Consider the following 13,695-nt stretch of genomic DNA (forward strand, 5'->3'; position numbering starts at 1 on the left):
TCGGGCCGCGGGGTCAAGACACGGGGCCACGGGGTGAAGTCTTGGGGCAAAGGGCCAGGACCGGACATGTGACGGGGCCAATGACCCGGACAAGAGACGAACGCGGGACGGGCAAGAGACCCGACATGTCACAGGGACATGGGCCGGGCATGTCACTGAGCAGGGGATCGGGCATGAAATCGGTCCTCAGACCGCGCATGGGATCATCGGCCCGGGCCACGTGCCGGCCCGGCCGGGGCCTAGCGTTCCGACCCGCTCAGCGGTTTGATCCGCGACCCGCGCTGGGGTTCGGGCGCCACGCGCAGCGGTGCGGGGGTGGACGGATCGGGACTGGCCGCGCCCTGCCCCGGTTCCTGGCCCGCCTCCTGTCCAGCCGCCCCGCCCGACAGGTCTCCATCGGTGCGGCTCTTGCTGACGGTCGGGGCCGGATCGCGGAACAGCTCGCGCAGGAACCCCGGGGCCAGGGCCGACAGCGGGTTGACCGAAATGCGCGGCGCCGAGGCCGGGCCGCTCAGATCGAAATTCACCCCGATCAGCCCTTCGCCCTTGCGGGTCAGCACGCTGCCGATGGCGTTGAGCGCATAGAGCGGCGACAGCACGCCCTGCATGTCGAGCGTGGCGCTGGCCAGGTCATAGATCCCGTCCAGCGACAGCCCGATCGACGGGCCGATGGCCGAGGCGCTCAGCAGGGTCAGGCGGCTGGGCGACAGGCGAAAGCTGGCATCGACTTCGGAGAACGTGATGCCGTTGCCGGCCAACTCGTCGATCAGCCCGACCAGGCTGATGGCATTGAGAATGGCCCCGATGCCGCTGCCTTCATGCACGCTGGTGTTGGTCACGCGCAGGGTGCCGTCATAGCTGCCGGTCTCGGGCGCCGGGCGCAGGATCAGGTTCAGCGCCCCGCCCCGCGCCTGTTTCAGGATACCGGCGTCGCGGAAGATGCCCCCGGCATCGGCCGAGGTGACCTGGAAGGCGTTGCGCCCGGCCTCGGGCACGATCTTGCCCGACAGGGCCGTGCCGCCGTTCATCTGCCCCGTAAAGGTGCCGGCCAGCCCGCCCGCCGTGGTCAGCTGGGCCTGGAGCCCGGTCAGGGCCAGGCCCCTGGCGATCTGCAACCGGTCCAGCGAAACCGAGAGCGGCGGGCTGTCGCCGTTGGCCGTGCCCTCGTCCTTGCCGAAGGTCGCCCCGCCCAGGTCGAGGCTGCCGGAATTGATGCGTACCGCCGGGCTGCGGCCCGCGCCGCGGCCGGTCAGGGTGGCCGAGACATTCAGCCAGTCGCCGATGCGCAGGCTGTCAAAGATCGCCTGGTCGAACTGGCCCCCGGCCTTGGTCGTCACCCGCCCGCTCAGCGCCAGCCCGCCGCCGGTCAGCGACAGGATGTCGACCCGGGGCGCGCTGCCCAGCGTGGCGGCCACCTTCAGCCGGCCGGTGGCCCCGCGCGACATCGACCAGCCCAGCGACGGCACGCTCAGCCCCAGCCCGTCGAGATCCGATTGCACCGACAGCCGCGGCGGCTGGCCGCCGCCCAGGTCGACGGCCAGGTCGGCCATGGCCCGGCCGCTGACCATGCCCTCGGGCAGGCCCAGCCGAAAGATCCGCACGGCCTCGGGCGTCAGCGGCGCCCGGCCGGTCACCCGGCTGCCCGCGCCCGGCACGCCCAGGGCCTGGGTCCAGGTAAAGCTGGCCGGGATGCCGCTGATCTCGCCTTCTCCGCCGATCCGCACGCCGTCATTGTCGACAAAGACCTCCAGCGCCTCGGCGCTCAGCGGGTGACCCGGGACCAGCACCTCGCTGGTCACGTCGCGTATCGTGCCGCTGGCATGGTATTGCATGTCGGCCAGGGTGATGACCTCCTGCATCGGCAGGGCCAGCGTGCCGGCCAGTTCGACGCTGCCCCGGGCCAGGTCGACCGGCAGGTCGGATTTCGACAGCACGCTCAGCGGCGGCCGGTCGAGCAGCGACAACACGGCCGTCGGCGTGCCCCGGCCCTGGACCCGCACGATGGCCGGCGTGCCCGGCTTGACGGCCACGTCGGGCACGATGAACGCCGTGCCCGCCACGTCCAGCGCGCCGCCCGCATCGGCCATGACCTGGCCTTGGGTCGCCGTGGCGACCAGCCGGTTGGACGCAAAGCTGGCCTGGCCGGCCAGCCCGGTCAGCGGTGGCAGGTTGGGCGAGAATTCGACCTCGCCGCCTTCGAATTCGAAATCGGCATAGACATCGGGCTCGGCCTGGCCCGGCCGGCCGCGCACGGCCCAGTCGACATCCAGCAGCCGCCCGGCATGAACGTTGCGATTGACCCAGATCCGCGGCTTGGCCAGCGCGGCCTGGGGCCAGATCTCGAGCAGGCGGGCGGCCTCGATCTCGCCGATGCGCCCGTTGATCGCATAGCGCCAGCCCAGCGGCGTGGCCCGCAGCCGGCCATCCAGACGCACCGGGTTGTCCCCGTCGTGGATCAGCGCCTCGCCCAGGGTCAGGTCGAACGGATGCAGGCGCAGACGGAACTCGGCATGGGCCCCGGTCAGTTCCAGCGGCGCGGGATAGACATCGGCCGGGTTCAGCGTCAGGGCGCCCACGGCGAACTGGCCGGTCAGCGCGTCCAGCCGGCCTTCCTCCAGCCCCTCGATCCAGGCCCGGCCCTCGACCGATCCGCTGCCCCAGGCGCTGTCAAAGGACAGCTCCTGAAAGGTCAGCTGGTCATTGGCCGGGTCAAAGGTGAAATAGCTGCGCGCGCCGTGGAAGGGGATCGGCCGGGTCGCCTCGGTCGGTTGCAGCACGCCTTCGCCGATGCCCAGCGTGGCGCTGACCGGCAGCATCTCGCCGCCCTCGCCGATGCCCCCGCGCAATGCCCCCGAGATCGGCGCGCGCAGGGGTTCCAGCCAGCCGAGCGCGGCGCTTTGCATGGCAATGTCCTCGGCGGCCACGTCGGTGACCTGGATGCCGAAGGTCGCCGCCCGCGATCGGATGGAACTGTCATAGCTGGCCTCGACCCGCGCGGCCTCGTCCCGGCCCGACAACAGGTTCAGCCCGGCCGACAGGCTGAGACGGTCGCCATGGCGTTCCAGCAGCAGCCGGCCGTCGTCGATGGTCCAGCTGCGGCCCGACAGGGCGTCGTCGTAGCGCAGGGTCAGCTGGGACAGTTCGAATTCGGTCAGGGCGGTCAGCGGCTCGGCGGTCAGCCGGTCCTCCCAGCCCTGGATCAGGCCGGGCAGGCTTTCGGCCTCTTCGACCACCTCGCCGCTGTCGCCGAAATCCAGCGCCACGGCCCCGTCTGCGGCCCGGCGAAAGACGGCCCGGGCGCCGGTCAGGGTGATCTTCTTGGGGTTGACCTGGCCGCGCAGCAACGGGCGCATGGCCAGGCTGGCCTCGGCCCGCGACAGGTCCAGCAGGACCTGGCCATCGGCATTGGCGATGCGCAGGTCGCTGACCCCGACCCGCGGGCGCCAGCCCTTGCGGATGACCAGGTGCATCTCGGCAAACGCGACCTGGGCGCCCTTCAGGTCGGTGTCGTCCAGCGCGCGCTCCACGCGGTCGGACACGACATGGCGCAGCCAGTCGGGGGCGGTCAGGGTCTGGCCGGCGAACATGACGGCCATCAGGGCGACCAGCCCGCCCAGCAGGGTCAGCCGGCAGGTCTGGCGCCAGAGCAGCCGCCGCCAGAGCGACGGCCGGGCCCGGCAATTGCGGAACGGCCGGCGGCCGGCGGCGCGGACGCCTTCCCCGGCCGGCCCCTCTCCCACGGCCTGCGACCCGTCACACGGCTCCGCCCCGCCCGCGCCTTGCGGCGCGCGGCTCTCGGCCCGGTTGTCCGGGGTCGGGGGCTCGTGGCTGTCCACCGCCAATGGCGATCCTTTTCCATCGCCCCAAAGGGGCGTCTTGAACTTTCCACCGCCCCGAAGGGGCGTCTTGACCTAGTCCCCGAAGGGGCGCCTTGAACTGTTCCCCGAACGGGCGTTTTCAACGTTCCCCCAAAGGGCCGTCTTGACCTGATCCCCCGCCGGGCGTTTCAAACCGCTCCCCGCCGGGCCGCGCAATCTGACCCCATATCGGGCCGTCCCAATTGACCCCCAAGGGTCGTTGTCCCATTGCCCACCAAGGGACGTCATCCCATCCACGGCCCCACCGGGGCCGGCTGCGCATGTCTCCTGGCACCGGATACCTTTACACCGGCCTGACCTGCTCTAATCTCCGCCCGGCCGTTGGACCTGACGGCTGCACCAGACCCCGGAGGCCCCCAATGCTGGACGCGCAAGACACCGCACCCGATTTCACCCTGCCCCGCGACGGCGGCGAGACGCTGCGCCTGAGCGACCTGCGCGGCTCGGCCGTCGTGCTGTTTTTCTACCCGCGCGATGATACCTCGGGTTGCACGAAGGAATCCATCGGGTTTTCCGAAGCATTGCAGGACTTTGCCGAAGCCGGCGCGCAAGTGGTGGGGATTTCGAAGGACAGCGTGGCCAGCCACGACAAGTTCGTCGCCAAGCACGGGCTCAAGACGATCATGGTCTCGGACGAAACCGGCACGACCTGCGAGGACTACGGAGTCTGGAAGGAAAAGAAGATGTACGGCAAGATCTTCATGGGCATCGAACGCACGACCGTCCTGATCGACGCCCAGGGCCAAATCGCGCGCATCTGGCGCAAGGTCAAGGTGCCCGGCCACGTGGATGACGTGCTCGCCGCCGTCCGCGCGCTCTGACAGGCCCTGGCCGGCGCGGCGCCCCTGCCCGGCGTCGCCCGTCTGGCGAATGACACCGTAGCGGTATTTTCACCAAGAAGAAGACAGGAGCGCGCGCCCTTGTCTTCTTCTTGGTCCTAAATACCCGCCGCAACTTGCACCACGCGGCGGAACGGCCCAGAAGAGGGCGCCCGGCCCTTCACGACCAGACAGAGACCCAGATGCGCCCGCTTGCCGAACTTGCCACCGATGTTCTGACCACCGCCGACGGACGGGCCAAGACCGCCCTGTCGCGGCGCTATGCGGCCGAATGGTTTGCCGCCCGCGCGGCCGGTGACATGCCCGAGGTCGGCGAGGCCCGCCCGCCGATGCAGCCCGCCCGCCCCGCCACGCCCGAGCTGCGCGATCCACGGGACGTGCCCAAGCGCAAGCCCGGCAGCCCCGCCGGGCGCATCGCGCTGCTGCATGCCGTGGCCCACATCGAACTCAACGCCGTCGACCTGCACTGGGACATCATCGCGCGCTTCGGCCATGTGCCCATGCCTCCCGGCTTTTATGACGACTGGGTCCGGGCGGCCGACGAGGAATCGAAGCATTTCAACCTGATGTGCGACTGCCTCGAAGACCTGGGCAGCCATTACGGCGCCCTGCCCGCCCATGCCGGCATGTGGCGCGCCGCCGAGGACACCGCCACCGACCTGCCCGGCCGGCTGGCCGTCGTGCCCATGGTGCTCGAAGCCCGGGGCCTGGATGTCACCCCCGGCATGATCACCATTTTCGAAAAGGCAAATATCGACCATGCGGTCGAGGCCCTGAAGATCATCTATTCCGAGGAAGTCGGCCACGTGGCCTACGGGGCAAAATGGTTCCATTTCCTGTGCGGCCGCGACAATCTCGACCCCAAGGTGGCCTTTCATGACCTCGTCCGCCAGTACTTCCACGGCGCCCTCAAACCACCTTTCAACGAGGAAAAACGCGGCGAGGCCGGGCTCCCGCCCGATTTCTACTGGCCCCTTGCAGACGAGATTCCGCCCAGTTTCCGCTGAGAATCGCATCCATATGCTGTGAGACGCAGGGTAAGACCGGCAATATCTTGCCGGTCAGCCGGCATTTCCCCGCAGGTTAGCTGACAAATAACACAATAATGTTGCCCGCTTGCCACGAGGCTTGTATGCACCCTGCCCATGGCGAGGCCACCCCACGGGGCGGTGCGCCACACGGGGATGGGACAGGAACGAACAGCGTGCAAAAGCGTTTTGCTGTAAAGATAAACCGTGTCGTGGAGCCTTGGTTCCCGGAACGGCGCGTCTTTCTGAAATCTGATACGGACACCCGCTTCATTCGCCTTCGCCCTGTCACGCAGCTGGCCGCCTATACGGTCGGTGGCGTGGTGGTGTGCTGGGCGATCCTGGCGACAGCGATCGTGGTCATGGACAGCATCGGCTCCGGCAGCTACCGCGAACAGGCCAAGCGGGATCTGGAAACCTACCGCGAGCGGCTGGATGCCCTGGCCGGGCAGCGCGATGCCCGGGCCGAGGAAGCCGTCGCGGCCCAGGAGCGGTTCAACGCCGCCCTGACGCAGATCTCGTCGATGCAATCCGAGCTGCTCAGCTCGGAGACCCGGCGGATGGAGCTGGAAACCGGCATCGAGGTCATCCAGTCGACCCTGCGCGACACGATGAAGGCCCGCGAGAGCGCCCGCGACCAGGTTGCCGCGCTGGAGGCCGAGATGGCCGACGACCCGCGCGCGCCCGCCGCGGCCCAGGGCAACAGCGCGCCGACCGAGATCCTGGCCGAGGCGCTGGAACGCACCGCCCGCGAGCGCGACCAGATCCGCGCCGATGCGGCCCAGGCCCTGACCCGGGCCGACGACCTGGAACGCGAGCTGGACCTGATCCAGGACCGCAACGACATGATCTTCCGCCAGATCGAAGAGGCCATGCAGGTCTCGGTCGAGCCGCTGGACAAGATGTTCCGCTCGGCCGGCCTGCCCCCCGAGCGGCTGATCGAACAGGTGCGCCGGGGCTATTCCGGCCAGGGCGGGCCGCTGACCCCGCTCAGCTTCTCGACCCGGGGCGAAGAGCCCGGCCCCGACGAGATCCGCGCCAACCGCGCGCTGCAGCACATGGACACGCTGAACCTCTACCGCATCGCGGCGTCCAAGGCGCCCTTTGCCACCCCGGTCAAGGATGCCTTCCGCTTCACCAGCGGCTACGGCTATCGCCGCGATCCCAAGACCGGCGGCCGGCGCATGCACATGGGCGTCGATTTCGCGGCCTCGACGGGCACGCCGATCTATTCCACCGGCGAGGGCGTTGTCGTCCATGCCGGCTGGCAATCGGGCTATGGCCGGCTGGTCACCATCCGCCATGATTTCGGCATCGAGACGCGCTATGCGCATATGTCCAAAATCCGCGTGAAGGTCGGGCAAAGGGTCTCGCGCGGGGACCGGATTGGTGATATGGGAGCTTCCGGACGTGTGACGGGCGTGCATCTGCATTACGAAGTCCGTGTCAACGGATCTCCCGTCAATCCCATGACCTACATCAAGGCTGCGAAAAATGTTTTCTAAGAGCAAGATCAACGAGCCCGGCCCGAAGGGCTCCGAAGGCGACAAGCCCGCGCCCGCGGCTGCGCCGGAAATGCCGTCGGCCCCGCGTCAGACCGATTACAAGCCCTCCTCGCCGCCCAAGGCCAAGCCGCCGGCCTCGGTCCTGTCCTCGGACCTGCACATCACCGGCAACATCAAGACCAGCGGCGACATCCAGGTCGAAGGCACCGTCGAAGGTGACATCCGCGCGCATCTGCTGACCATCGGCGAGACCGCGACGATCAAGGGTGAGGTCACCGCCGACGACGTCGTCGTCAACGGCCGCATCGTCGGCCGCGTCCGGGGCCTGAAGGTCCGCCTGACGGCCACCGCCCGGGTCGAGGGTGACATCATCCACAAGACCATCGCCATCGAGAGCGGCGCCCATTTCGAGGGCTCGGTCCAGCGCCAGGACGATCCGCTGAGCCAGGGCCGCAAGCCCGCCGGCGCGGCACCGGCCGCAGCAGCCCCGGCCGCCGAAGGCTGAGGCCCCTCACCAACGATTGCCTTGCGGGGCGCCGCCGGCCAACGGGCCGCGGCGCCCCGTTGCGTTTCGCGGGTCGGCCACCGGACAGCCGGCAGCAATAGGCGCATGCCGGGCAGGCATCGGTCGCACGGCCTGCGGGACCGGTGTGTCTGACGGTCTCTGCTGTGTTTGGGAAATACACCACCGGCGCCCTGCCCGCCTGCAAAGGCCCATGCCGGGCCGGCACGCCGATGGTCCGGGGCTGTGCCGGCGCCGTCGCTCGACCAGCCCCGCATTGCGCATGCGCCCGCTCTTTCGGCCCCGTGATACATGGCATCGCCACGGCATCTGCCCATGGCCGTGCAGCACCGACAGCACAGCGGTCCGGGGGGCATTCAACTGCAGGAGATCTGTCAGGGGGCTGCCGAACTGGCACGACATCTGCCCCGGCTGTTGCAAGCGCGCAGGGCGTCTGTCCGGGGGCTTGCAACCACTCGCCGGGCGACAATCCGGCGTCAAGCCTGTGCCGGTGGGCGATCAACCTGGGGGATGTTGCATGCGCCGGCGGGCCATCACCCCGAAAGGGCGCAGGGGCCACCGGACCGGCAGGAACGGCAGGGGCGCGGCCGGCTGTGGCCGCGCCCCTGCCGGTTGGTCAGATCACTCGACGACGGTCACGCTGACCATGCGGTCAGGTTCGCCTACGACGGCGCCGTTGGGCCCGGTGCCGCGCTTGATGGCGTCGATCACGTCCATGCCGTCGGTCACCTTGCCGACAACCGTGTACTGGCCGTTCAGATGCGGCGCCGGTTCGAACATGATGAAGAACTGGCTGTTGGCGCTGTCGGGGTTCTGCGACCGGGCCATGCCCAGCACACCGCGATCAAAGCTCTGGTCCGAGAATTCGGCCTTGAGATCGGGGTAGGACGATCCGCCCCGCCCGGCCATGCGCATGTCCTGGCCTTCCTTGGCGAATTCCACGTCACCGGTCTGGGCCATGAACCCGTCGATCACCCGGTGAAAGTAGACCCCGTCATAGGCGCCTTCATTGGCCAGCGTGGTGATCCGCTCGACGTGACCGGGGGCCACGTCGTCGAAAAGCTCGACGGTCACGGTGCCATTGGCCTCGCCCCCGATTTCGATCTGCAGGTCGGTCGCCGCGGCCGGGCCGGCCGCCAGCACCGCCAGGGCCAGCGCCAGCTTACGCATCTGCGGCCACCTTGACGCTGATCATCCGGTCGGGGGTCGCAGGCGGCTCGCCCCGCACGATGGCGTCGACATGTTCCATGCCCTCGATGACCCGGCCATAGACGGTGTACTGGCCGTTGAGGAAATGGTTGTCCTTGAAGTTGATGAAGAACTGGCTGTTGGCCGAGTTCGGGTTCTGCGAGCGCGCCGCGCCGAGGGTGCCCCGGTCATGCGGCAGGCGCGAGAATTCGGCCGGCAGGTCGGGCAGGTCGGATCCGCCGGTGCCGGCCATGCGGATGTTGAACCCGTCTTCCATGTCGCCGTGCTGCACGTCGCCGGTCTGGGCCATGAAGCCGTCGATCACGCGGTGAAAGCAGACATTGTCGTACTGGCCGCCCCGGGCCAGTTCCTTCATGCGCGCCGAATGCTCGGGCGCCACGTCGGGCAGAAGCTCGATGACGACGTTGCCGCCCTTGAGCTCGATGATGATGGTGTTCTCCGGATCCTTGATCTCGGCCATGGGTCTCTCCTGTCACAGTCGGATCGATACCTAAGCGCCGGGCGGCCGATTGCCAAGCCGGGCATTGACCGACAGGGCCGAACCGGAGAACAAACGCCTGACCAAACGTGACCGGAGGAGCCCCCCATGGCCTGGAAAACCCTCGACGACATGGATCTGGCAGGCAAGCGCGTGCTGACCCGCGTGGATCTCAACGTGCCCATGGACGGCGGCCGCGTGAGCGATGCCACCCGGATCGACCGCATCGTGCCGACGCTGAAGGATATCGTCGCCGCCGGGGGCACGCCGGTGCTGCTGGCCCATTTCGGCCGACCCAAGGGCCAGCACGTGCCCGAGATGTCGCTGCGCCCCGTCGTGCCGGCGCTGGAGGCCGCCTGCGGCCTGCCCGTGACCTTTGCCGCCGATTGCCGTGGCCCCGCGGCGGCGGCGGCCATCGACGGCGTGGCGCCCGGTGGCGTGGTGCTGCTGGAAAACACCCGGTTCTACCCGGGCGAGGAAAAGAACGACCCCGACCTGGCCGCCGATTTCGCGGCGCTCGGCGACATCTATTGCAACGATGCCTTCTCGGCCGCCCACCGGGCCCATGCCTCGACCGAGGCCCTGGCCCGGCTGCTGCCCGCCTGTGCCGGCCGACTGATGCAGGCCGAGCTGTCCGCGCTGGAAACCGCGCTTGGCGATCCGGTGCGCCCGGTGGTGGCCGTGGTCGGCGGGGCCAAGGTGTCGACCAAGCTGGACCTGCTGGGCAACCTGGTGGGCAAGGTCGATCACCTGGTGATCGGCGGGGGCATGGCCAATACCTTCCTGGCCGCCCAGGGCATCGACGTGGGCAAGTCGCTGGCCGAACATGACATGACGGCCACCGCCTCCGAGATCATGGCCAAGGCCGAGGCCGCCGGCTGCGAGATCATCCTGCCCGGCGATGTCGTGGTTGCCCGCGAGTTCAAGGCCGGGGCGGACAATGAAACCGTGGCCGCCGATGCCTGCCCGTCCGATGCCATGATCCTGGACGCCGGGCCGCAGACCGTGGCCCGCATCGCGGCCACGCTCGACACGGCAAAGACGCTGATCTGGAACGGCCCGCTCGGCGCCTTCGAAATCCCGCCCTTCGACACCGCGACCAATGCCGCCGCCAGCCAGGCCGCGGCGCTGACGGCCGCCGGCGGGCTGACCTCGGTGGCAGGTGGCGGCGACACCGTCGCGGCGCTGAACCAGGCCGGCGCGGCCGCGCGGTTCACCTATATCTCCACCGCCGGGGGGGCCTTCCTGGAATGGATGGAAGGCAAGGTTCTGCCCGGCGTCGCCGCCCTCGGGGGCTGAACGTCGCGCGCGCGTCATGTGGTTGCGCTAACCTATTTGCATGACGCTGACTCAATGACTTAAGCACGGGACGCGGTCGCGGATCGCGCCCGGATCATTTACAAAAAACGGACATTGAAAATGCCCAACCCGACCCAGACCGACAAGATTTCCAAAGGCCAGGGCTTCATCGCCGCGCTCGACCAGAGCGGCGGCTCCACCCCCAAGGCCCTGCGCCTCTACGGCATCGAGGAAGACGCCTATGGCTCGGATGCCGAGATGTTCGACCTGATCCACGAGATGCGCGCACGGATCATCAAGTCGCCGGCCTTTACCGGGGACAAGATCGTCGGCGCGATCCTGTTCGAACAGACCATGGACCGCGAGATCGACGGCACGCCGACCGGCCAGTACCTGTGGGAAGAATGCGGCGTCGTGCCCTTCCTCAAGGTCGACAAGGGCCTGGCCGATGCCGAGAACGGCGTGAAGCTGATGAAGCCGATGCCGGGGCTGGACGCGGTGCTGGAACGGGCCGTGGCCAAGGGCATGTTCGGCACCAAGATGCGGTCCGTCGTCGATGCGGCCGACCCGGCGGGCATCAAGGCCATCGTCGACCAGCAATTCGAGGTCGGCCAGCAGATCCTGGGCCATGGGCTGATCCCGATCATCGAGCCGGAAGTGACGATTTCCATCGCCGACAAGGCCGAGGCCGAAGAGATCCTGAAGACCGAGATCCTGGCCAAGCTGGATGCCCTGCCCGAGGGCGAGGTCGTCATGCTCAAGCTGACCCTGCCGACGGTGGCCAACACCTACAAGGCGCTGGTCGATCACCCCAAGGTGCTCAAGGTCGTGGCGCTGTCGGGCGGCTATTCCCGCGACGAGGCCAATGCCAAGCTGGCCGAGAACAGCGGCATCATCGCCAGCTTCTCGCGCGCGCTGACCGAAGGCCTGTCCGCCCAGCAGAGCGATGCAGAGTTCGACACGACCCTCGGCGCAGCGGTCGACGCCATCCACGCGGCCTCCGTCGCGGGCTGAATGCCGCCCCGGGGGCGGCATGCCTCCGGCGGGGAATACTTGGAAAGAGAAAGAAGCAGGAGGGGGTGCCAGGCGCGGCATCCCCTCTTCTGCTTGGCTCCCCGGTCATCCTTGCCCCCTGTCCGCTTGCCGGTCCCCCTGTCTTCTTCTTGGTCCCAAATACCCTGCGACCGGGCCGGGCCGACGCGACGTCCGGCAAGGGCGGATCACCGGCAGGGGCGCAAATAGGGGATTCACAAGGCGAATCGCCTGTGCGATACTGGGCCAAGCCCAACAAGAACAATCCGGGCACAGAGGCACATGAGCGTACCCCGCAGCAACCGACCGTCCTTTGGCGCGCTGATCTATTTCACCCTGGCCTTCGCGCTGGGGATCTATTTCACCTTTGCCGCCGTGCAGGGGGATTACGGGCTGTTCCGCCGGGTCGAGATCGCCGCCGAGGCCGAAGCGCTGAGGACCGACCTGGACCGGCTGAACGCCGAGGTCGAGCGGATGGACAACCTGACCCGCCGGCTGTCGGACACCTATCTCGATCTCGACCTGCTCGACGAACAGGCCCGCAACGTGCTGGGCCTGCTGCGCGCCGACGAGATCGTCATCCGCTGATCCCTACGACCACCATCCGCTGATCCTTTCGATCACCTTTCTCTGATCCTTCCGACCAGCCACCGATCGTCGCCCCCGGCCACCGCCCGATCCGCACGGCCTGCGCCGCCGGCCACCGGGCCAGGGGTCCTGAAATCCCCCCTTGTCAGCCAAATCATGGCACTAGCTTCCCCCATGAACTGAGCGCAGACGGGGCATGCCGATGCCGCGTCACATTAACCCTCGCTTGCGCGTGGGATTTGCGATAATAGATAGTTTAACGTTGAACTATTTCTTCTGCGGAGGGGAGCACAGCCGATGGCAGCCCGGAGAACCACAAAGAAACCAAACGTTTCAGCAGACGAGCTCAAGGCCTTTTACAAGGACATGCTGCTGATCCGGCGATTCGAGGAAAAGGCCGGCCAGCTCTACGGCATGGGTCTGATCGGCGGCTTCTGCCACCTCTACATCGGCCAGGAAGCCGTGGTCGTCGGGCTGGAAGCCGCGGCCGAGGAAGGCGACAAGCGCATCACGACCTACCGTGACCACGGCCACATGCTGGCCTGCGGCATGGACCCCAACGGCGTGATGGCCGAGCTGACCGGCCGCGAAGGCGGCTATTCCAAGGGCAAGGGCGGGTCGATGCACATGTTCTCGACCGACAAGCATTTCTACGGCGGCCACGGCATCGTCGGCGCCAACGTCCCGCTCGGTGCCGGGCTGGCCTTTGCCGACAAATATCTCGACAACGGCCGGGTGACCTTTACTTACTTCGGCGACGGCGCGGCCAACCAGGGCCAGGTCTACGAGACCTTCAACATGGCCTCGCTGTGGAAGCTGCCGGTCATCTTCGTCATCGAGAACAACCAATATGCCATGGGCACGGCCCAGAAACGCTCGACCTCGTCGGCCGACATCCACACCCGGGGCGAGGCCTTTGGCATCCCCGGCGAGGCGGTCGACGGCATGGACGTGCTGGCCGTGAAAGAGGCCGGGATGAAGGCGGTGAAACACTGCCGCGAGGGCAACGGGCCCTACATCCTCGAGGTCAAGACCTACCGCTACCGCGGCCATTCCATGTCGGACCCGGCCAAGTACCGGACCCGCGAGGAAGTGCAGAAGATCCGCGACGAGAAGGACGCCATCGAACATGTGCGCGACCTGCTTCTGACCGGCGGACATGCAACCGAAGACGATCTCAAGGCGATCGACAAGGACATCAAGGCGGTGGTCAATGCCTCGGCCGAATTCGCCAAGGAAAGCCCCGAACCGGGTGCGGGCGAACTCTGGACCGACATCATCACCGATGTCGCACCGCAGAACGCCTGAGGAGGAGA

The 13,695-nt window shown here is 68.0% G+C and carries 11 protein-coding genes; 8 read left to right on the plus strand and 3 right to left on the minus strand.

Going from position 1 to position 13,695, the window contains the following annotated elements:
• Positions 1-239: 239 nt before the first annotated feature.
• On the minus strand, positions 240-3,836 hold the full coding sequence (locus tag ACK3BB_RS15445) for a DUF3971 domain-containing protein (protein ID WP_428928749.1): 3,597 nt from the start codon (positions 3,834-3,836) through the stop codon (positions 240-242).
• Positions 3,837-4,237: 401 nt separating this feature from the next.
• Between ACK3BB_RS15445 and ACK3BB_RS15450 the strand changes: the two genes are divergently transcribed.
• The 4 genes from ACK3BB_RS15450 to ACK3BB_RS15465 all read left to right on the plus strand — a co-directional run bounded on the left by ACK3BB_RS15450 (position 4,238) and on the right by ACK3BB_RS15465 (position 7,755).
• Positions 4,238-4,699, plus strand: a complete 462-nt coding sequence (locus tag ACK3BB_RS15450) for a peroxiredoxin (protein ID WP_428925532.1) — start codon at positions 4,238-4,240, stop codon at positions 4,697-4,699.
• Positions 4,700-4,899: 200 nt separating this feature from the next.
• Positions 4,900-5,724, plus strand: coding sequence for a ferritin-like domain-containing protein (locus tag ACK3BB_RS15455; protein ID WP_428925533.1), 825 nt, complete (start codon positions 4,900-4,902; stop codon positions 5,722-5,724).
• Between the two features lie 197 nt (positions 5,725-5,921).
• A complete protein-coding gene (locus tag ACK3BB_RS15460; RefSeq protein ID WP_428925534.1) occupies positions 5,922-7,250 on the plus strand; it encodes a DUF5930 domain-containing protein in 1,329 nt (442 codons plus the stop codon).
• Positions 7,240-7,755: a bactofilin family protein gene (locus ACK3BB_RS15465; RefSeq protein ID WP_428925535.1), complete on the plus strand. Its 516-nt coding sequence runs from the start codon at positions 7,240-7,242 to the stop codon at positions 7,753-7,755. Before ACK3BB_RS15460 ends, ACK3BB_RS15465 begins: the two co-directional genes overlap by 11 nt.
• Positions 7,756-8,394: 639 nt before the next feature.
• On the opposite strand, the gene ACK3BB_RS15470 is transcribed toward ACK3BB_RS15465, so the two are convergent.
• Together ACK3BB_RS15470 and ACK3BB_RS15475 are read right to left on the minus strand one after the other, a co-directional pair.
• Positions 8,395-8,943 (minus strand): peptidylprolyl isomerase, encoded by a 549-nt coding sequence (locus ACK3BB_RS15470; protein ID WP_428925536.1) that lies wholly within the window; start codon positions 8,941-8,943, stop codon positions 8,395-8,397.
• Positions 8,936-9,442 carry a peptidylprolyl isomerase gene (locus tag ACK3BB_RS15475; RefSeq protein WP_428925537.1) on the minus strand — a complete coding sequence of 169 codons (507 nt, stop codon included), beginning with the start codon at positions 9,440-9,442 and terminating at the stop codon, positions 8,936-8,938. The genes ACK3BB_RS15470 and ACK3BB_RS15475 overlap by 8 nt, the downstream gene beginning before the upstream one ends.
• A gap of 126 nt (positions 9,443-9,568) precedes the next feature.
• Here ACK3BB_RS15475 and ACK3BB_RS15480 point away from each other — a divergent pair, with 126 nt between their 5' ends.
• The 4 genes from ACK3BB_RS15480 (at position 9,569) to pdhA (ending at position 13,687) form a co-directional block, all read left to right on the plus strand.
• Positions 9,569-10,759, plus strand: coding sequence for a phosphoglycerate kinase (locus ACK3BB_RS15480; RefSeq protein ID WP_428925538.1), 1,191 nt, complete (start codon positions 9,569-9,571; stop codon positions 10,757-10,759).
• Positions 10,760-10,879: 120 nt separating this feature from the next.
• Positions 10,880-11,773, plus strand: coding sequence for a fructose bisphosphate aldolase (locus tag ACK3BB_RS15485; RefSeq protein ID WP_428925539.1), 894 nt, complete (start codon positions 10,880-10,882; stop codon positions 11,771-11,773).
• Between the two features lie 300 nt (positions 11,774-12,073).
• Positions 12,074-12,379 carry an FtsB family cell division protein gene (locus tag ACK3BB_RS15490; RefSeq protein ID WP_428925540.1) on the plus strand — a complete coding sequence of 102 codons (306 nt, stop codon included), beginning with the start codon at positions 12,074-12,076 and terminating at the stop codon, positions 12,377-12,379.
• Between the two features lie 297 nt (positions 12,380-12,676).
• Positions 12,677-13,687 (plus strand): pyruvate dehydrogenase (acetyl-transferring) E1 component subunit alpha, encoded by a 1,011-nt coding sequence (gene pdhA, locus ACK3BB_RS15495; protein ID WP_428925541.1) that lies wholly within the window; start codon positions 12,677-12,679, stop codon positions 13,685-13,687.
• Positions 13,688-13,695: the final 8 nt, after the last annotated feature.

Origin of the sequence: Marinibacterium sp. SX1 (assembly GCF_050389775.1) — a bacterium.
Classification (GTDB): domain Bacteria; phylum Pseudomonadota; class Alphaproteobacteria; order Rhodobacterales; family Rhodobacteraceae; genus Marinibacterium.